General features: G+C 44.3%; 16 protein-coding genes and 1 other annotated feature. Of the genes, 1 reads left to right on the top strand and 15 read right to left on the bottom strand.

The features are described from left to right. Positions 1 to 22 precede the first annotated feature (22 nt). The 7 genes from ACTNEW_RS02475 to pta all read right to left on the bottom strand — a co-directional run bounded on the left by ACTNEW_RS02475 (position 23) and on the right by pta (position 10274). The gene (locus ACTNEW_RS02475) at positions 23 to 2392 is read right to left on the bottom strand and encodes a TIM-barrel domain-containing protein (RefSeq protein WP_441057426.1); all 2370 of its coding nucleotides are present in this window, start codon (positions 2390 to 2392) and stop codon (positions 23 to 25) included. Positions 2393 to 2529: 137 nt separating this feature from the next. Further along, entirely contained in the window at positions 2530 to 3432 is a 903-nt protein-coding gene (locus ACTNEW_RS02470; protein WP_441057424.1) for an AraC family transcriptional regulator, read from the bottom strand. A 415-nt stretch (positions 3433 to 3847) separates the two neighbouring features. Next, complete coding sequence (locus ACTNEW_RS02465) at positions 3848 to 6712, bottom strand: cobalamin-dependent protein (RefSeq protein WP_441057422.1); 2865 nt, start codon at positions 6710 to 6712, stop codon at positions 3848 to 3850. Between the two features lie 333 nt (positions 6713 to 7045). Beyond that, positions 7046 to 7228 carry a 50S ribosomal protein L32 gene (rpmF, locus tag ACTNEW_RS02460; RefSeq protein ID WP_118509587.1) on the bottom strand — a complete coding sequence of 61 codons (183 nt, stop codon included), beginning with the start codon at positions 7226 to 7228 and terminating at the stop codon, positions 7046 to 7048. Positions 7229 to 7231: 3 nt separating this feature from the next. Further along, entirely contained in the window at positions 7232 to 7759 is a 528-nt protein-coding gene (locus ACTNEW_RS02455; protein ID WP_441057420.1) for a YceD family protein, read from the bottom strand. 288 nt (positions 7760 to 8047) lie between these two features. After that, entirely contained in the window at positions 8048 to 9235 is a 1188-nt protein-coding gene (locus ACTNEW_RS02450; RefSeq protein WP_441057418.1) for an acetate/propionate family kinase, read from the bottom strand. Between the two features lie 31 nt (positions 9236 to 9266). Continuing rightward, positions 9267 to 10274 (bottom strand): phosphate acetyltransferase, encoded by a 1008-nt coding sequence (gene pta / locus ACTNEW_RS02445; protein WP_441057416.1) that lies wholly within the window; start codon positions 10272 to 10274, stop codon positions 9267 to 9269. 230 nt (positions 10275 to 10504) lie between these two features. Between pta and ACTNEW_RS02440 the strand changes: the two genes are divergently transcribed. After that, positions 10505 to 11737 (top strand): tRNA(Met) cytidine acetate ligase, encoded by a 1233-nt coding sequence (locus tag ACTNEW_RS02440; RefSeq protein ID WP_441057414.1) that lies wholly within the window; start codon positions 10505 to 10507, stop codon positions 11735 to 11737. Positions 11738 to 11794: 57 nt separating this feature from the next. Here the strand turns inward: ACTNEW_RS02440 and ACTNEW_RS02435 are convergent, their stop codons facing one another. The 8 genes from ACTNEW_RS02435 to polA all read right to left on the bottom strand — a co-directional run bounded on the left by ACTNEW_RS02435 (position 11795) and on the right by polA (position 21208). Further along, positions 11795 to 12589: an ABC transporter ATP-binding protein gene (locus ACTNEW_RS02435; RefSeq protein ID WP_441057412.1), complete on the bottom strand. Its 795-nt coding sequence runs from the start codon at positions 12587 to 12589 to the stop codon at positions 11795 to 11797. Between the two features lie 3 nt (positions 12590 to 12592). Beyond that, the gene (locus ACTNEW_RS02430) at positions 12593 to 13519 is read right to left on the bottom strand and encodes an ABC transporter permease (protein ID WP_441057410.1); all 927 of its coding nucleotides are present in this window, start codon (positions 13517 to 13519) and stop codon (positions 12593 to 12595) included. Between the two features lie 30 nt (positions 13520 to 13549). Beyond that, positions 13550 to 14572, bottom strand: coding sequence for an ABC transporter substrate-binding protein (locus tag ACTNEW_RS02425; protein ID WP_441057408.1), 1023 nt, complete (start codon positions 14570 to 14572; stop codon positions 13550 to 13552). Between the two features lie 307 nt (positions 14573 to 14879). Next, positions 14880 to 15136, bottom strand: a binding site (T-box leader). An 87-nt stretch (positions 15137 to 15223) separates the two neighbouring features. Further along, complete coding sequence (locus ACTNEW_RS02420; RefSeq protein ID WP_441057406.1) at positions 15224 to 16588, bottom strand: PFL family protein; 1365 nt, start codon at positions 16586 to 16588, stop codon at positions 15224 to 15226. 73 nt (positions 16589 to 16661) lie between these two features. After that, a complete protein-coding gene (locus ACTNEW_RS02415; protein WP_441057404.1) occupies positions 16662 to 16934 on the bottom strand; it encodes an ACT domain-containing protein in 273 nt (90 codons plus the stop codon). A gap of 13 nt (positions 16935 to 16947) precedes the next feature. Beyond that, positions 16948 to 17745, bottom strand: a complete 798-nt coding sequence (locus ACTNEW_RS02410; RefSeq protein ID WP_441057402.1) for an MBL fold metallo-hydrolase — start codon at positions 17743 to 17745, stop codon at positions 16948 to 16950. Further along, positions 17732 to 18331 (bottom strand): dephospho-CoA kinase, encoded by a 600-nt coding sequence (gene coaE, locus ACTNEW_RS02405; RefSeq protein ID WP_441057400.1) that lies wholly within the window; start codon positions 18329 to 18331, stop codon positions 17732 to 17734. The genes ACTNEW_RS02410 and coaE overlap by 14 nt, the downstream gene beginning before the upstream one ends. A 237-nt stretch (positions 18332 to 18568) precedes the next feature. Beyond that, positions 18569 to 21208: a DNA polymerase I gene (gene polA, locus ACTNEW_RS02400; protein WP_441057398.1), complete on the bottom strand. Its 2640-nt coding sequence runs from the start codon at positions 21206 to 21208 to the stop codon at positions 18569 to 18571. Between the last annotated feature and the right edge of the window lie 9 nt (positions 21209 to 21217).

Genomic DNA, 21217 nt, shown 5'->3' with positions numbered 1-21217 from the left:
AGTTTCGGCCAGATTCTTTTTCTTATTTTATAATCTCAACTGTATAGCACAGTTCTTCCATACCCGGATAACTTCCCTGTCTGGGATCCACGGTCAGTTTCTGATTGTGATCATCCCAGCGGAATACAGTTGTGGCATAGGCACCCTGCTCAAAACCATAGTTATTTCCTTCATCTTCATACAGGGTAAATTCGCCATCCGCACCCGGATATACCGTCATCTTCATTGGATTTTCCGGCTTCTGGGACGCATACTGAATGCCTTCTACTGTCGGCAGAACAGAGCCTTCTCTGACAAATACAGGGATTCTGTCAATCGGTGCATCCACGGTGATGTACTGACCTCCCTCATATCTCGTATTTGTCCAGTAATCATACCATCCGCAGCCTTTGGGCAGATAACAGTTCCATTTCGTATCACGGTTCAGTTCTCTGCTTTCCCGGTCATAATACATAGGCTCTGTAACTGCGCAGATCAGAAGAGATCTGCCAAACAGGAACTCATTTTCTATTTTTCTTGCCTCTTTATCCTGCGGGAAATCAAACACCAGGCTTCGCATCATTGTGGCATCCCCAAAATGCACATCTGCTGCCAGAGAATAAATATACGGCATCAGATGATAACGCAGATTGATGGATTTTTCGACTGCATCATAAAACATGGTGCCCTTTTTGCCAAAATTCCAGATTTCTCTCGGTGTATCCGTACCGTGAGAACGGAACATGGGAAGGAACGTTCCCATCTGAAGCCAGCGGGTATACAGTTCACAGTATCCCTTATCGTTGACACCTTCTTCATAATCTCCCTGCCAGAACCATTTCGGGGTAGAATCGGTATTGCATCCGCATCCGCGATTCTGCCATTTCTCTTTCACGGTAAAAAATGCACCGATATCCAGTGTCCAATATGGATAACCGCTCATCCCCATATTCAGTCCTTCAACGATCTGAATCTTAAAATTCTCCCAGGTTGCACAGGTATCTCCTGACCAGAGCATCGCTGCATATTTCTGTCCGGAAGCATATCCGGAACGTGTCAGATTCAGCACACGCTTTTCTTCACAGTCTTTTCTCTGGTTTTCGTAGATTCCTTTTGCATGCATCAGCGCAAAGGCATTGGCTTTTGCAGGATCCAGATATTTCTTATGTTCTCCTCCTACCAACGCATATCTCTCCCACGGTTCTCTCTTCACTTCTCCATTCCAGTCAGGGCCGGAGAACGGTTCCGTAGAATCACACCACCAGGAATCAAATCCACCGTCAAACAATTCTTCTTTTGCCTGCTTCCAGTACATTTCACGGGCTTTTTCATTAAATGCGTCATAGGTTGCATAATCATACAAAAGGTATCCTGCATCCAGAAATTCCTGATGATTTTTTCCTCCGGAATTCATATTCGGCCATACAGATACCATGGAATGGGCATGCATATCGTGGATTTCCTGCATGCGCTCTTTCAAATCTCCGTAACGAGATTTATCCAGCAGTTTTTCTCCCCAGTTGCCCGGATCCCAGGAATTCCAGTCCTGTACCACACAGTCCAGAGGAACATTGATCTCACGGTAATGCTTCACAATATCCGCCAGTTCCCGTGCAGAATAGTACTGTTCTTTGGACTGTACATAACCATATGCCCACTTCGGAAGCATCTGTGCTTTTCCGGTAAGGAAACGATAATCATGAATCACGCCATCCATCGTTCCTCCGCCCAGGAAATAATAATCCAGCTGGTTCACAGTATCCAGAAAAAGATACGAATGTTTTCCATCATCATTGTATGTCATAAGCGAGCAGCAGTCCACCAGAATGCCATATCCTTCTGTAGAAGTCAGAATCGGCATCGGAATACGCATATTATGCTGATACAGATACTGATTATGCCCTCTGTAATTATAAATTCCTTCTTCCGCCTGGCCGAGTCCGTGGATATCCTCATCCTCTTTCCACTGGAAAAAAAGCCTAGCACGATAAGCTTTGCGATCCACCTGCTCTTTCAGATTCAGGATAAAATTCCGTTCCCCATCTACGGTTTTGACACGATTGATCACCGGTTTCTCTCCGCCGGTCGTATACCGGATCACGTCAATTTCCGACAGATCTTTGCCGGTTTCCTGAAGCCAGAGTGTTCCATCCGGACGTTTCCAGGTGATCGCACCTGTCTTCAGATCTACATTTGCCTGCACTGCTGATGTTTTTATAATAATGGAGTCGCTGCGCTCTTCTGCCTCAAAGGATACCAGATCATACTCTTTTTTTTCGATTATCAGGGACTCTGCATCCTGACAAATGTCTTTTCTGGAAAAAATACAGCGGATGATTTCTTCTGTCACCGGGATCAGGCGGCAATTCATATGATTCGCTGTAAATTCTACGTACCTGTCTGTCTTTTTCATATTTCTCTTCCTCTCGTTTTCTTTTCCGGTTCCGCCTTTTCTGCTGTATTTTTCCCTGCAGCATAACAAATAACTCCTAAAAAGCCCTGAACCGGAATATTATTATCAATATCCTAGCATCAGGGCTTATCCTTTGTCTATGGTATTTCTTCGACAGTTTTTATACTATTTTCACTTTTCTGATTTTTATGATCTCTTGGCGGTTTTCCCACATGTTTTTTGTACAGGCGGTAAAAATTCGATATATTATTGAAACCGCACTCCAGTGCAGCTTCTGTCACACTTTTCTCCTGATCACGAAGAAGTTCCCTGGCATGTCTGATTCTGAGACGGGTTACATACTCGCTGAAACTGATACTGGTTACCTTTCGAAAGTACGTAGAAAAATAATTGGAGCTCATATAAACAGAAGCAGCCACTTCTTCCAATGTAATTTTTTCACAATAATGCTCGTCAATATAGGAAAAAGCCTGCTCCAGCCGTTTCATGGCATTTTTCTTTTCTTTCAGCATTTCATCGGATTTCGACTCATCCTGATAAGCACGTATCAACATCGTAAGAATACGCAGAATATTAGCTTTGATCATCAGAGGATAACCTTCTCTCTGTTCTTCCCACTCCTGATAGATCTCCCGGATAGCCTTGCGGATCTCATGGCTTACCGGTTCCTCCCTGCCGATCCGGTTTTTGAAATTGCTTCCTCTTTCTACAAAAGGCTTCAGATATTCCGAGTCAAAAACGCTCAGTTTTTCTGCTACAAATTCCGGAGAAAAAATCATAACCAGAAGATGCATATCATCCCCCACCAGGTTCCATCCGTGCGGTTCCACATTGTTAAAAATAATGATATCACCCTCGTCCATCTCATATTCCTGACCGTTTACAAAGTAATTGCCCTGTCCCTTCTGAACATAGGTAATCTCAAAATAGCTGTGCCAGTGAAAGGTATCCGGATGACTGTTTTCATGATTCAAAATCACCCGGGATATCTGAAAAGGGAAATTTTTGTCCAGCTGTATATTATCTCTTACAAGTTTCATGCTGTGTCCTCGTCTTTCACTCATTCCCTGTATCACTTCAAAGCAATCCCTGTCTTAGAGCATGTTTGAAAATTGCTTCAGACACCGCTATTCCGATATGTGAAACCATAAATAAAAATTCAACGGATGAATGCTCAAACAAATTTTACGCTTCTGCTTTGAATCTGATACTTTCCTTAAGGATTATACCAGAAAATATCTTATGTGGCAATTTATGAAACCTGTCATCTGTCGAATTTCAGCGATCCAAAAAATGCAAAGATCTTTCACCTGTAGAAGGATCTATACACATTCCGGTATCATACAGAAAAGCTGCAGGATACAATTCCTGTCTCTGCCATTCACTCCTTCTTTCCAGTGAACAGCAGAAAAACAGAACTCGCCATCCTGCAGCTTTCTCTACTGAAGAAACTGCTTATCTTCCAAGGGATTCCACATAGGTTCCTTTGACATCGCTCCAATTCTTATCCGCATAGTCCAGAAGGTATACGGCCTGCTCCATGGACATTTCCGGGAACAGAAGGAACAGACTGTGAGAACCATATTTTTTGACAATACGGTCTACGTTTCGGATCCAGTCTTCAAATTCTCCTGAGTAAACTTTTACCCAGATGGATTTGCCGGCAGCAATTGCCTTATCATAAATCACATCCCAGTCCGGAAGTGTTCCGTCAGGACCTGCATCACCACTGGTCCACTGAAGAGCGTCGATTCCGTCAATTTCCATCAATGCATCCATATGCTTGATTGCAGCCGGTCCGTCCAGATGATAAAGCACGTGATCCACTTTTTCCGCCTGAGTACGGAGTGACGGCTGGATATAAGTACGGAAATCTTCCGGAGACATCATAGCAGAAAAGTCACACTGCAGCTTCACAGTCTTTCCAGGTCCCCAGATCTGGAATACGGTATAGGCATTGCCGCCCTCCTCATCTTTGATGATGTCATAAAAACGATCATAGTACTCAAAGTAAAGGTCTGTCACTTCCTGGATTCTCTCACCAACTTTTTCCGGTTCATCCAGAAGGTCGAAAAGAGTATCCTGTGCCCCGCGAAGAGATGCCAGAACATCGATATTTTCCATCAGGTCAGGCATATCCACATAGAAATCATCTCCTGCAAGTGCCTGGCAATCCTTTGCAAGCTGAATGTGTTTTTTGAACCATTTATTTTCCGGATCAAAGGTCAGCTTCGGCACTCCGTCCCAACTGTCCAGACATTTGTTGAACCACACCGTATCTTCTTTGAATCCAATTTCAGAACCAAGATAAGAAGCCAGCGATCCCGGGCCAAAGTCAATATTCAGATTCGGGAAGCTTTCTCCCAGAAATGCATGGGTCTCACAGAAATAGCGATAACGTGCCACAATGCGCTCTGCATTCTGATATTTGTCTTCCATATCTTTCCATTTCAGTTCTTCCGGAAGATTATAATATTTGCCCTGGCAGATCTGGTCCAGATAACCGCCCTCTACCGGTGTTCCATCAGATAATGATTCTACTTCCGGTCTTCTTGCAATCACGCACATCAGCGGTCTTCCGGTATTTTTGTGATCCCAGTAATTGCGGAATTTCTCTTTTGTTCCTTCCCAGTCGGTCTTGTATCCCTCTTCCGGTCCCGGCAGACGGACAGAACTGATATCAACAGAAGCTTTATCAAATTTCAATGCTGCTTTTATTTCATCTTTCTTCTGTTCTTTTCCTTCAGCTTCTGTCTCTGTTTTTCCTTCATCTGCCTTCTGAACTTTTTCTTCTGTTACAGCTTCTTCACCATTATCTGCTCCGTCAAATTCTCCCGCAGCCGCTCTCGCGCAGAAACCGGATTCCGCATATTCTTTTGCCTTCTCTGCAGCAGATGCAGCGTCCTCTGTATAAGCATCTGCTCCGATCTCATCTGCAAATTCCTGGCTGATCGGCGCACCGCCGACCATAATTTTGATCCGATTGCGGAATGGCTGTTTCAAAAGTGCCGCAACCGTATCTCGAAGAGATGGCATGGTTGTTGTCAGAAGAGCGGAAAGTGCTACGATCGTAGCTTCTTTGTGCTCTTTTACTACTTCGATAAAACGTTCAATCGGTACGTCCACACCAAGATCGATCACCTCAAATCCGGCACTCTCAAACATCATACCTACCAGATTTTTACCGATATCATGAAGATCTCCTGCAACCGTTCCAAGAATAATGGTTCCTGCACTTCCTGCCTCTCCTGTTGCAAGATATGGCTTCAAAACTTCAACACCTGCTTTCATGGCACGTGCTGCAGCCAGCATCTGAGGTACAAAAATAATCTCTTTCTTGAAGTTTTCACCAACTACCGCCATGGCCCCAATCATACCGTCATTGAGGATTGCCGTAGGATCACATCCGGCATCAATGGCTTCCTGCACACAACGGCCGATTTCTTTATTTTTTCCATCCTGGGTTGCTTTGAAAACAGCCATCATTTTTTCATCTGCAGGAGTCGCCGGAGCAGCAGTCTCCACTTCTTCTGCAGCTTTTGCTGTAAATTTATCGATATATTTGAGACAATATTCATCCTGTTCCAGAAGCGCATTGGTTGCGTAGATCATACCAATCATATTCTTATTGGTCGGATCCACAATTGCACTGTCCATTCCTGCATTCATGGCAAGAACCATAAATGCCTGGTTGATATTCTTTCTCACAGGAAGTCCGAATGAGATATTGGAAAGTCCGCTGGTAATGTGAATTTCCGGATATTCTGCCTTGATCTGACGGCAGCAGTCTGCAAATACGGTCAGTGCTGTCTGATCTGTGGATAAAGTTACAACCAGTGGATCAATATGTAATCTGCTCGGCGCAATGTTATATTCTTTCGCTTTTTCCATAATTCCGTGGAAAACTTTCATACGGCGTTCTACAGAATCCGGAATTCCGTCATTATCACACAGAAGCGCCACACATTCCCAGTCTGTATCCGCGATTACCGGGAAAATGGTGTCAATTTTGTCGCCTTCGAGAGAAACAGAATTGATAAGCCCCGGACGTTTGCAGAATGGAATCGCTGCAACACAGGATCTGGCACTTGGACTGTCCACACAGATCGGTGTGTCTGTCACTTCCTGTACAAGATTGATCATCCATTTCAGGGTTTCTACTTCTACGTCCTCTTCCACAGACGCACAAACATCCAGAAATGTGGCTCCCGCTTCTGCCTGCATTCTGGCTCTTTCTCTGATCAGGTCCGCATCCTTCTCAGCAATGGCTTTGGCAACTGACGGAATAGAACCGTTCAGTTTTTCCCCAATAATAATCATGGCATTCCCTCCTAAAAATGATACATTGTTTTTGCCTAATATCATTTTATAACAAAAGCCAAAAATGCCGCTTCTTCTTTTTTTCGATTCATATGTACTATTTTATGATGTTTCCGAACATGAAAAGGAACTCTTTGTATGAAAGTTCTTTACGCAAAAGGTCTCTGTGGTTACTCAAAAAGTTCCTGTTGTTTTATATTTCTTCCTGCAAAAAGTTCCTGTCTTTATTATTATACATATAAAAAGCTTCTGATTTTGTTTTTCACATATAAAATGTTTCTTCTTTTATATATACAAAAAAAGCTCCTGTCAGGAGCTTTTTTCACATCATTATTAGTCTTCTACTTTAATGATTTCTTTCTTGTTGTAGCTTCCGCAAGCTTTGCAAACTCTGTGAGGCATCATCAGCGCACCACATTTGCTGCATTTTACTAAGTTCGGAGCACTCATTTTCCAGTTTGCTCTTCTCTTATCGCGTCTTGCTTTAGATGATTTATTCTTTGGACAGATGGACATATGTTACACCTCCTTAAATTTACTAAATATATCACTGATAGCTGCCATGCGGGGATCCTTGGGTTCCTCTACGCAATCGCAGGGACCGTAGTTGAGGTTTTTCCCACACCGGCTGCATAATCCTTTGCAGTCTTCTTTACACAAGACCTTCAAAGGCCAGCTCATCAGTACCTCAAGATAGACCAGCCGGTCCACATCCAGGTCCATACCTGTGAGATAGCTTTTCTCATCCAAATCATGAATCCGATCTTCATCCGTAAGCTTCATATCAAGCTTCCTCTTAAAAGAAAGAGGGATGCTGACAGCCACATCTTCCAGGCATCTGTCACAGGGAATACCAACGGTAATCTCACCTGAGCCATCAAGTTCAAGAACTTTCTTGCCTGTATTTGTAATGGTAAGCTCTATCGGATTCTTATGAAGAATCGGAAAGCTTCCCGACTGGAAGGTAATCGTATCCATCTCCAGTTCAACAGAGTGCTGGACACATTTCCCATCGCAGGATGAAATTTCTGATAAATGTATCTGCATAATTATCTCCTATCCACACCTAATAAATTATACATATCTCACCAGTATTTGTCAACGAATATTTTTCTTTATCTGAACGGAATATTTTTCTTTGTATAAGTGAAATATTTTTATCTAATCGGAAATATCTGCTTATGCAGACATCACGAATCATAAAACTTCCGTTACACAAAAGGTGCGCCAACATCTGGCGCACCTCCTGATGTATTGCAGCCTGCAGAAAAACGCTGACTGCTTTCTGCATGGTAAACTCAGAATTAACTTCTGAATCATTAAGATTCTGAAAAATTAAACAAGTGCTACAGTTTCTCTGCAGATGGCAAGTTCTTCGTTGGTCGGGATTACTGCAACTTTTACTTTGGAATCCGCTGTAGAGATTACCATTTCCTCGCCGCGTTTGCTGTTTGCTTCTGCGTCGATGGAAATTCCCAGATATCCAAGATAAGAGCAGACAGTCTCACGAACGTTTCCTGCATTTTCACCGATACCTGCGGTAAATACGATTGCATCAACGCCGTTCATAGCTGCCACATAACCGCCAACAAATTTAGCGATACCATAGCAGAGAACATCAAATGCATTTTTTGCATCTTCATTGCCTGCTTCGATTGCTGCGTCAATGTCACGCATATCGCTGGACACGCCTGTCATACCCTGCAGACCGGATTTCTTGTTCAGAACGTTCATAACACCTGTAATATCCAGGTTCTCTTTCTTCGCAATATATTCCATGATTGCCGGGTCAATGTTACCGGAACGGGTTCCCATAACAACACCTTCCAGAGGAGTCAGACCCATCGTTGTATCGACACATTTGCCGTTCTTCACTGCACTGATGGAGGAACCGTTTCCAAGGTGGCATACAATTACTTTAGAGTTATCTTTGTCAAGACCAAGGAACTCGATGGCACGTTTGGATACAAAGCTGTGAGAAGTTCCGTGGAAGCCATATCTTCTTACTTTATATTTCTTGTAGTATTCAATCGGAAGTCCGTACAGATATGCTTTGGCCGGCATTGTCTGATGGAAAGCAGTATCAAATACTCCAACCTGCGGTACGCCCGGCATCAGTTCTGCACATACACGGATACCGATCAGGTTAGCCGGATTGTGAAGAGGAGCAAGATCGTTGCACTCTTCTACTGCTGCGATCATTTCATCTGTGATAACAGCAGAGGAAGCGAATTTCTCGCCGCCGTGTACGACACGATGTCCGATTGCATTTACTTCTGCAAGACTTGCAATTGCGCCTGTCTTCTCATTGGTCAGAGCATCCAGAACCATCTGAATTGCTTCTTTATGTGTCGGCATTGCAGCTTCTGTGATTTCTTTGTCACAGCCTGTCTTCTGATATACAAGTCTGCCGTCGATACCGATTCTTTCACAGAGACCTTTTGCAAGAACAGCCTCTGTATCGGAATTGATAAGCTGATATTTCAGGGAAGAACTTCCACAGTTAATTACCAATACATTCATGTTTTTACTCTCCTATTATTTTATTACTGAATTATTTGTCCTGTGCCTGGCACTGTACTGCTGTGATCGCAACAACACCAACAATATCATCTGCAGAGCATCCACGGGAAAGGTCGTTGACCGGTTTTGCGATACCCTGGGTAACAGGTCCGTATGCTTCTGCTTTTGCAAGACGCTGAGCAAGTTTGTATCCGATATTTCCTGCATCAAGATCCGGGAAGATCAGAACGTTGGCTTTTCCTGCAACATCACTGCCAGGAGCTTTGGATGCACCTACGCTTGGTACGATTGCAGCGTCAAGCTGGAATTCGCCGTCCAGTTTCAGTTCCGGATGTTCTTCTTTTGCGATTCTGGTAGCTTCTACAACTTTGTCTACATCTGCGTGTTTTGCACTGCCCTTGGTGGAATGGGAAAGCATAGCAACAACCGGCTCTTCCTGTACAAGAAGCTGGAAAGATTCTGCGGAGGAAGCTGCGATAGCTGCCAGTTCTTCCGGATTCGGGTTCTGAACAAGACCGGAATCACCAAATACAAATGCACCGTTTGCGCCATATTCGCAATCCGGAACAACGATCAGGAAGAATGCGGATACAAGTTTGGTACCCGGTTTGGTCTTCAGAATCTGGAGACATGGTCTTAATGTATCAGCTGTAGAATGGCATGCACCGGAAACCATACCGTCCGCATCGCCCATTTTTACCATCATAACACCGTAGTATAAATACTGGTTCAGAAGAATTTCCTTTGCCTGTTCCGGTGTCATGCCTTTTTTCTGACGTAATTCTACTAATTTGTCAATGTAGCTCTGAGTTTTCTCAGATGTAGCAGGATCCACGATCTGTGCTCCGGAAATATCATAGCCGCCTTCTGCAGCGCTCTTCTTAACGGTCTCTTCGTTACCAATGAGAACTACTTTTGCAATTCCTTCTTTTAAAATTTTCTCTGTTGCATCCAGAGTTCTCATATCTTCTGTCTCCGGAAGAACAATTGTTTTTACACTAGCTCTTGCTCTGTCTTTCAGTACATCAATAAATCCCATGATTAAATGGCTCCTTTCATTTTTCGTAGCTGGTTTTATTATAACCCCAGACTCCTTGTATTTCAAGCTTTTCCATGGTAGAATATGCCACAGAATCGTATTTTTTGAAGTGCAATTTTCAATAAAAGTCCCAGTCAGCAATCAACTTTTATTTATAAGTGATGTCTGCGTCAGCAGACATTTCCGTAAAAGTCCCGTACAGACACGTTAGATTTCTTTCAGGAGGTTTTATGAAGACAGCTGGAATCATTGCAGAATACAATCCTTTTCACCAGGGACATCAGCGACAGATTTCTTTTATTCGCGAACAGCTCGGAGCAGATTATATCATTGCCGTAATGAGCGGTGATTTTGTACAGCGCGGAACACCTGCCCTTCTTCCCAAACACGCACGGGCCGAAGCAGCACTTCGCTGTGGTGTCGATCTGGTTCTGGAGCTTCCTGTCTCCTGCGCAACCGCCAGTGCGGAATTATTTGCCCGGTGCGGTGTAGACATTCTGGACGGAATCGGTGTCACAGATTATCTTTGTTTTGGAAGTGAAGAAGGAGAAATTCCTATATTCTTAAAAACAGCCGAACTTCTCACAGAAGAACCGGAAGAATACAAAATCCGGTTAAAAGCAGCGCTCAGAACCGGTACGACTTTCCCTGCAGCAAGAAGCCAGGCTCTTGCTTCCTGTGCTCTTCCCTATGGTATTACAACGGATCCGGATTCTTATAACCATTTTCTTTCGGAACCGAATAACATTCTAGGAATCGAATACTGCAAAGCTCTTCTTGGCAGAAAAAGCCGCATACAGCCAGTTACCTTGAAGCGTATCGGAGCAGGATATCACGAGCAGAATCTCTCACCGGAAAGCGCACCTTCCGCATCCGGCATCCGCGCAGCCCTGAAGAAACACCATTCCACTGATTTCCAGGGGCTTCTGCCGGAGTCCTCACTGGAAGTACTGAATTCTTCAGTCGCAAAAAATCGGATTATCTTTGAGGAAGACCTAAACCTGCTGCTTGCCTATTGTCTCTTTTCAGAAACAAAGGAAAGCCTCTCTCAGTATCTGGATGTTTCACCGGAACTGGCTTCCCGCATAATCCGTCTGCGCAATCAGTATTCCAGTTTTCTGCAATTTGCCGCTCTTCTGAAAACAAAGGAACTGACCCAGACAAGAATCCAGCGCGCGCTTCTCCATATTGTACTTCACATCCGGACTGTCCCGGATTCTCCGGGTTATGCCCGGGTACTCGGATTCCGCAAAAGCGCGGCTCCTCTCCTTTCCGCCATAAAAAAAGAGGGCACCATCCCTTTGCTTACCAAAACCGCTGATGCCGCACAGCTTTTACCAAAAAAGACATTTCAGACATTAGAAGAAACTGTTTTTGCCTCCAATATCTATGAAACCCTTCTTTCAGCCAAAAGCCACACGTCCTTTATTCATGAACATCAAAAGCCCGTCATCATTCTCTGACGGGCTTTTTTATATTACAGCTTTTTATATTACATTTTTTATATCACAACTTTGCTGCTATTTCTTTTTGGAAAGAAGAATTCTGTCGTTATCCAGTTCCTTACCTGCGCCGGCATTGAACTTTTCCAGAAGACCGTCTACAGTCAGTCCCTCACGTTCTTTACCGCTGATATCCAGTACGATATTTCCGGAATCCATCATCAGTGTACGATTTCCAAGTTCCAAAGCAGAGTGCATATTATGTGTGATCATCAGACAAGTCAGATGATTCTCCTCCACAATTCTCTTCGTCATATTCAGTACTTTTTCCGCTGTTGCCGGATCCAGAGCAGCCGTATGTTCATCCAGAAGAAGAAGCTTCGGCGGATCCATGGTAGACATCAGAAGCGTCAGCGCCTGTCGCTGTCCGCCGGACAGAAGTCCTACCGGCTGGCTCATCCGGTTTTCCAATCCGATATCAAGAAGTGCCAGCTGTTCCCGGAATCTTTCTTTGTCTGCCTTTGATATATGAGAAAGCCATCCACCGGAACCTGCCGCAAGAGCAAGATTTTCTTCAATACTCATTCCCGGTGCACTTCCGCGCATGGGATCCTGATACAAACGTCCGATGCTTTTGGCCCGGACATGCTGCGGCTGAAATGTAATATCCACACCATCCAGTACTACAGAACCGGAATCTGTCAGAAAATCTCCGCAGATTGCATTAAACAGCGTGGACTTTCCTGCTCCATTGGAACCGATAATTGTAGCAAAATCACCTTTTTTCAGATGAAGGGAAAGGTCTTTGACCGCAACTTTTTCATTGACTGTCCCGGGATTAAAAGTTTTTGAGATATGATTCAGTTTCAGCATAACTCAAATCCCTCCCTTCTTATGCGTCAGTCTTCGTCTGATCTGCGGCCACTGGCTCTTCAGATACGGCCCGGAAATCGCCAGTACAACAATGATCGAAGATACCAGTTTCAGCATAAATGCCGGCATATTGAAACGAAGTGCAATGGTATATACCAGACGGAAAATCACAGCACCAAGCACCATGCCAACCGCTCTTTTCAAAATTCCGCCCCGTCCCATAACAGTGCCTCCGATCAGCAGTGATGCCAGCGCAATCGTTACCATACCCTGACCGATATTAATATCCACGGATTTCTGCGACTGAGCCAGCAGACATCCGGAAAGCGCAGTAAATGAGTTTGCAATACACAGACCCACAATTGTTGTAAATACCGGGTTAATAGAAGAAGATTTTACCATATCCGCATTATTTCCTGTTGCCCGGATTGCAAGACCCAGGCGCGTCTTCAGGAAGAATACCAGAAATGCTACAACACAGATGACTGCAATCAGTCCGATGATCAACTCTGTCTGTGCAGCGAACGGTGTACTGGAAAGAGCTTCCTTCATCATACTGAATACTGTTGTCGTCTTATTCATATTCAATAAAGACGAGCCGCCCATCACAGCAATATTAATGGAATACAGTCCGGTATTCACAATGATTCCGGCCAGAAGGCTTTCCACTCCCAGCTTCGTCTGAAGAAATGCCGTCACAAATCCTGAACAGACACCCGCCAGCATTGCTGCAAAAATAGAAAGAAACGGATGTCCGCTGATTGCAACTGCGGCTCCCACTGCGGCTCCCAGAGTAAAGCAGCCGTCAGTGGAAAGGTCACAGACATTTAACATAGAATAACTCAAAAACAGTGCCAGCACTGTCAGCGAACAGATCAGACCAAGCTTCAGGGCTGTCTGCCCAAGCGCAAGTGCAGTTGTCAGTGTCACAATTCTTACCTCCCGGTATCTAATAATTTTTTACTGTAATTCATCAAAGCTTTCTGCAGTTGTAATTTCATTTACCTGAGTGCAGAGAGGCTCAAATGCTTTTTTAACTGTTTCAAAATCAAGTCCAAGACCTTCACATGTTTCCGTATTTACGGTTGCAGTACCATTATCAAAGGTTTTCACAGGTGTTGTTGCAGGGTCTGCGCCGTTGATCAGGATATCTGCAACCATATCAGCTGTTTCCGCGCCAAGGTTTGCATAATCAACACCATATCCTACAAATGCTCCGTTCAGCGCAAAGGAATCTGCACCGGTATAATGAGGAATCTTTGCATTGATGAATGTTTCGTAAATGGAAAGCTCTGCTGTCATGATCGTATTGTCTGTCGGTGTAAAAACAGCATCCACTCCGTCAGCAACCAGCGCTTCAGCAGCAAGCTGGACCTCATCTGTCGTCGTTCCGGTACGCTCTACATATTCTATTCCGTTTTCTTCCAGATATGCCCGTGCGGCTTCAATAGCTGCTGTAGAGGCATCCTGTCCCACATCATACAGAAGACCGATTTTATCCGCATCCGGATCTGCTGCAAAAATCAGATTCATAATGGATGCTGTATCCAGATAATCAGAAGTTCCTGTAATATTGGCTCCCGGTGCATCATTAGATTCTACGATTCCTGCACCTTCCGGATCAGATACAGCGGAAAATACTACCGGAGTATCGGTTCCTTCTGTCGCTGCCTGCATACGCATTGCCACAGGAGTTGCGACACCTACCATCAGGTCCACTCCGTCTGCCTGGAAATCAGAAATGATCTGATCCATAACAGATGCGTCTGCATTACAGTTGTCATAAGAAATGTCAAATGTTACGCCCTGTTCTTCTCCGATCTCTGCCAGACGGCTCTGAATATTTTCCACAATCTGGTTCAGAGATGCATCATCTACATAATTACAGATGCCTACTTTAAAATCATCCGCCATAACGGTATTTGCCATCATCATAGATGCGATTACAGTTACAGATGCACATGCAAGAATTCTTTTTTTCATAGTCTTTTCTCCTTTTCTGATGGCGATTGTGAATGCACGAAGTGCAAAACAATCGACTTTTTGATTCGTGATGTCTGTGCTGACAGACATCTCCGTTTAGTTTCAAAGGATAACTGATGATTTTGCAGGACGCTTTTGTATTCCGGAAATCTGCCGGAGCTTTTCTCCGTATACGTTTTTGCATTATAGAAAAAGTGTGGAACACTGTTATTTTGCCCTCCGTTCACAGCAACACGCTTCTCCGTAGATTTCCTGTCAACGGTAACAGTCTTTTTCTTATAATACAAAAAACCGTCCCAGATTCTTCATCTGAGACGGTAATAATTACTTATTATCGCGGTACCACTCAACTTGGCGTATCGCCCACTTTCTCACGTACTATCATACGTTCCTGATTGATAACGGGTTCGGTTCCCGGCGGCTCCTACTGTGGATGAGATATCAGCCTCTTCAGATCCGCCCTCAAAAGTCCATTCAGCACTCTGCTCTGTACTGCAATCCCACCGCCTGCAGTTCTCTGTGACATTACATTGAATGCTTACTACTCTTTCTCATCGGTTTTATCCTTTATTGTTGTAAAGTATAACACTGAGCATTTGCTTTGTCAACCATTTCTTCAGAACTTTTCTTTTTTTCTTCAGGGCTTTTCTATCAGTTCTTAAAGCTGTGGATTGGTGCCGGGATGCGTCCGCCGCGCTCCACAAAAGCATCACAGGAGAACTGGTTCACCGGCATGATCGGTGCATAGCCGAGAAGTCCGCCGAATTCCACGGTTTCTCCAACGCCCTTGCCGATTACAGGAATCACACGGACAGCGGTTGTCTTCTGATTTACCATACCAATGGCTGCTTCATCTGCAATAATTCCGGCAATGGTAGATGCTTTGGTATCTCCCGGAATCGCAATCATATCAAGACCTACAGAGCAGACACAGGTCATCGCTTCCAGCTTCTCAATGGTAAGTGCCCCTGCATTTACCGCATCGATCATTCCCTGATCTTCACTGACAGGAATGAAGGCGCCGCTCAAACCGCCGACTGCAGTTGCCGCCATAACACCGCCTTTTTTCACCTGGTCATTCAGAAGTGCGAGCGCTGCTGTAGTTCCCGGTGCGCCAACTCTCTCAAGACCGATTTCTTCAAGAATTTCCGCAACACTGTCGCCAATGGCAGGAGTAGGTGCAAGAGAAAGGTCTACAATTCCAAAAGGAACATTCAAACGTTTGGACGCTTCCTGTGCCACAAGCTGACCTACACGTGTCACCTTAAATGCCGTACGTTTGATTGTCTCGCAAAGAGTTTCAAAATCAGCCCCTCTTACTTCTTTCAGAGCCGTTTTTACAACACCAGGTCCACTGACACCTACGTTGATAATACAGTCTGCTTCTGTCACACCGTGGAAAGCACCTGCCATAAAAGGATTATCATCCGGTGCATTGCAGAATACTACCAATTTTGCACAGCCAAGAGAATCCTGCTCTCTGGTTGCTTTTGCAGTTTCCAGGACAATTTCACCCATAACCTTCACTGCATCCATATCAATGCCGGTCTTGGTGGAACCTACATTTACAGAACTGCAGACACGTTCCGTAACAGCCAGCGCCTGCGGGATAGAACGAATCAGCAATTCTTCCGCAGGGGTCATCCCCTTGCTCACAAGAGCGGTGTAGCCACCGATAAAGTTCACGCCAACTTTTTTGGCCGCTTCATCCAGTGTTCTGGCAATCGAAACAAAATCTTCGGAACTCTTACAGGCTGCGCCTCCGATCAGTCCGATGGGTGTTACAGAAATACGTTTATTTACAATCGGAATTCCATATTCCATAGAAATCTTTTCACCAGTGCTTACCAGATCTCTGGCGCGTGTGGTGATTTTATCGTATATTTTGCGGTTCATCGTTTCCAGGTCACTGTCAATACAGTCCAGAAGACTGATGCCCATGGTAATGGTACGCACATCCAGATTTTCCTGTTCGATCATCTTATTGGTCTCATTTACTTCGAAAATATTAATCATAAGTCATTCTCCCCGGAATTATTCTCTCGTTCAAACCGTGCCGGATCTCACTCGGATCAGACACACTCTGCCATCAGATTCTGTGCATTTTGTTAAAGATATCTTCATGCTGGCAGCGAATCAGTACTCCGATTTCATCTCCAAGCACACCAAGTTCTTTGGAAATGGTTCCGGTATCTTTTTCTGAAGCGCTGGTGTCAGCAACCATCATCATGTTAAAGTAGCCCTGAACGATTGTCTGGGAAATATCCAGAATGTTTACATTGTTTTCAGCAAGATATGTACATACTTTTGCAATGATTCCTACGGTGTCATTTCCTACTACTGTGATAATTGTTTTCTTCATGGTATTTTCCTTTCTATACAGTAATCAGTTCTGATATGCAATCCCTCTTCGCCACCTGGATTTTAAAATCCCGGGACTTGTACGGGTTATCGCCAAGTGTTACTTCCGAGCAGACTGTTTCGTATGCCAGCTCTTCATAATTATTCTCTTTGCTCAGATGGCCAAGGAAAATGGCCTTCATATTGTCATGGAGAAGCCTGCAGAGAAGTCTTCCTGCATTTTCGTTGGACAGATGTCCCCGGTCTCCCATGATTCTCTGTTTCAGATAATACGGATATTTTCCCACCTGAAGCATCCGGACATCGTGATTGGCTTCCAGAAGCAGCGCATCCAGATTCTGAAGATGGTCGATGATGTATTCATTATATTTTCCAAGGTCTGTGGCAATTCCCACAGACTGATTTCCGCATTCCAGACGATAGCCTACCGGCTGTGCGGCATCATGCGGGATTGTAAAAGGATTGATGGTAAGATCTTTGATCTGAAATGGTTCGTCTTCCCGGATCTCATGAAAAATCCCTTCCGGAAGCTTCCCAAGTCCGCCTGTCCGTTCGATCGCATCTACCGTACCGCCTGTGGTATAGATGGGAATCTCATATCTTCTCGCCATGACTCCAAGGCTTTTGATATGATCTGAATGTTCATGTGTGATCAGAATTGCATCAATATCCCTGCCCGTCAGATCCACGCTGTTTAATCCCTGTTCGATTCTTTTACCGCTGATTCCAACATCCACAAGGACATGGGCGCAGTCCGAACCCACATAGATACAGTTCCCGCTGCTTCCGCTGGCAATACTACAAAGTCTCATTTCGTTTTATCCCTTCTTCGATCTGTTCATAGGTCACAGAGAGATCACCATTATTTTCTACTACATAATCCGCATGTGAACGAAAAAAAACCTCCGTTGCCTGATTGCGGATGATGCTCTCTGCCTTTTCTCTGGTATAGCCGCGACTAGTCATCAGTCTCTGGATACGGATATCCGCATCTGTATGGACATACCAGATTTCATCACAGAATTCCTCATAATGATCTTCCAGAAGGAGAGCAGCCTCCACAACAGCAAGCTGTCTGCCATGGTCTCTCTCTTCTTCAAGACGCCTGCGGATATATTTCTTCACTGCCGGATGAATGATTCCGTTCAGTCTGGCAAGCATCTCCCCATTACTGAATACTACATCGGAAACCCTCTTCCGGTCAATGGTTTTATCTTTTTTTATAACATCTTTTCCAAATAGCCCGATGATTTCATCGTAGCAGGGGCCATCCGGTTCCATCACCAGATGACCGATTTTATCTGCCTCAAGCACACAGGCCTCCAAATGCGATTCCATATAATTGAGGACTGTGCTTTTTCCGGCTCCTACACCGCCGGTAATTCCAATTGTTTTCATTTGTCTGATTCCATTTTGTACTCTTATTTGTGTTTTTTATTTCTGTTGATTTTATACTTCTTTTTTGGTAATTCTTTTGATTTTTCTATTTCTCTCAAATTTATGCTTCTTGTGATTTTTTCACTTCTCTCAAATTTCTATTTCTTATATTTTTGTACTTTTCTCAAATTCTGTAATTCTTATGATTTTTATACTTTTCTCACGTTTTGTAATTCTTTTAAACCTTATACTTCTTTATTATTTCGCTTCGTACCAGTTCGCACCCTCGTGCATATCAACTTCCAGTTCTACGGCAAGATGCGCGGCACCTTTCATTTCTTCTTCCAGAATACAGGATACTTCTGCCAGTTCTTCCTTTTTCGTTTCGATGAGAAGCTCATCATGAACCTGAAGAACCAGTCTGGACTCCAGGCCTTCCTGAGACATTCTTGCACGGACACGGTTCATCGCAATCTTAATAATATCCGCTGCCGTCCCCTGAATGGGAGAATTCATTGCCACACGCTCACCGAATGACCTCTGCATAAAATTGCTGGATTTCAGCTCCGGAACCGGACGTCTCCTGCCAAACATCGTCGTCACATAACCTTTTTCCCGGCCTTCCTGAACCATACTATCCAGAAAGCCCTTGATTCTCGGATACGTTTCAAAATATTTTTCAATATACTGTTCTGCTTCTTTTCTGGTAATGCTCAGATCCTGGCTCAGTCCGAACGAACTTATCCCATAAACAATTCCAAAGTTCACAGCCTTCGCATTTCTTCGCTGAAGAGAAGTCACCTCATCAAAAGGCACATGAAACACCTGAGAAGCCGTCAGCCTGTGAATATCCTGTGCCTCTTTATATGCCTGAATGAGTTTTTCGTCTCCGGACATGTGTGCCAGCACACGCAGCTCGATCTGCGAATAATCGGCATCCACAAAAACAAAACCATCATCCGGCACAAATACTTTGCGAATCAGTCTTCCTAATTCCATACGAACCGGAATATTCTGCAGATTCGGCTCTGTACTGCTGATCCTGCCGGTTGCCGTAATCGTCTGATTAAATGTAGAGTGAATACGGCCATCTTCTCCGATCACATTTCCAAGCCCATCGGCATATGTGGATTTCAGCTTGGTAAGCTGACGATATTCCAGAATATCATTGACAATTGGATGATCCGGTGCCAGCTTCTCCAGAATATCTGCAGCTGTGGAATAACCGGTTTTTGTCTTTTTGCCGCCCGGAATTCCCATCTTTTCAAACAGAATCACTCCCAGCTGTTTTGGCGAATTTATATTAAATTCCTCTCCGGCCTGCTGATAGATCAGCTTTTCCAGCTCACTGATACGGACTGTCAACTTTTCTCCATAGGCTTTTAGTTCTTCCCCTTTGACACGGATTCCCCATTTTTCCATGGAATCCAATGTAAAGACCAGAGGGATTTCAATTTCTTCATATACCTTCCACATGTCGGTATCCTTCAGTGCCTGTGTCACCGGTTCCCGGCATGCAAGAACCGTATAAGCTGTATAACAGGCAAGATTCATCAAACCATCCATTCCTTCTTCCCATGCTCTGGAAACCGCCGTTTTGCCCAGAAGATCTTCTCTGGTAGGCAGAAGGAGTCCGTCAAGATATTCTCTTGCAATATCGTCAAACGTATAAGAGGACTTCAGCGGATTCAGCAGATAAACACCTACTCCCGCATCAAAAACCATAGATGATTTCTCAATAGAAACGTGCTTCAGCACAGCTTTCATATCCATTGCGCAAATGACAGAGGTTCTGGAAAGTGACTGGATTTTTCCACACAGATACTCTCCTGTGAGAAGTCCTTCTACCGGTATATAATACGTTTCTTTTTTGTCCAGAGAAAGTCCCACGCCATAGACCCGTTCATAATCCGCCATAAAAGCCAGACCTACAGCATCTTTCTCTGATGCTTTTTCAAAAAGAGCTTCCGCTCCGGAAAGATCATTACAGATAAAGAAATCCTGTTCCAGAGAATTTTCTGCTGTGGATTCTTTTTCAAATCTTCCCAGAAGATTTTTAAATTCCAGTTGTCTGCACAGTTCGTAGGCTTCTTTTGTATACAGATTTTCCATTCTGGCATCCTCATAAGAGAACTCCAGCGGGCTGTCCGTATTGATAGTTGCCAGTGTTTTACTCAGAGATGCCATATCATAGTGGAGACGCAGAGATTCTCTCGCTTTATTCGGCTTGACCTCTTCCAGATGTGCATAGGCATTCTCAATAGAACCGAATTCCACTACCATCTTCGTCGCTGTTTTTTCTCCCACACCGGGAATACCGGGAATATTGTCGGAACTGTCTCCCATAAGAGCTTTCAGTTCAATGATCTGAGGCGGGGTTACCTGATATTTCTCCAAAACCTGCTGCGCATGGTAATCCTCGATCACGGTCTTTCCTTTGGTCGTTTTCGGAAGTCGGATCATAACTTTTTCTGTAGCAAGCTGAAGAAGGTCACGGTCACCGGAAAGAATCGTTACATCCATTCCTTTGGCTTCACTTCTTCGTGCAAGCGTACCCAGAAGGTCGTCTGCTTCATATCCTTCCATTGTCACGATTTTGATTCCCATAGCTGTCAGCATTTCCTTCATAAGAGGAACCTGTTCCCGCAGTTCTTCCGGCATTGCTTTTCGCGTTCCCTTGTATGCGTCATAAAGTTTATGACGGAATGTCGGTGCATGAAGATCAAATGCCACGGTAAGATAATCCGGTTTCTCCTCTTCCAAAATGCGAAAAAGAATATTTAAAAACCCATACACTGCTCCTGTATGTTTTCCTTCTGCATTTGTCAGATCCGGGAGTCCATAAAATGCCCTGTTCAGTATGCTGTGTCCGTCTATCAATAAAATTTTATCGCTCATTTTTCCTCC

This window comes from Blautia sp. HCP3S3_G3 (assembly GCF_052063365.1).
Taxonomy (GTDB): Bacteria; Bacillota; Clostridia; order Lachnospirales; family Lachnospiraceae; genus Blautia_A.
The sequence above is the reverse complement of the archived record's forward strand: the minus strand, read 5'-3'. Positions and strand labels throughout refer to the sequence as shown.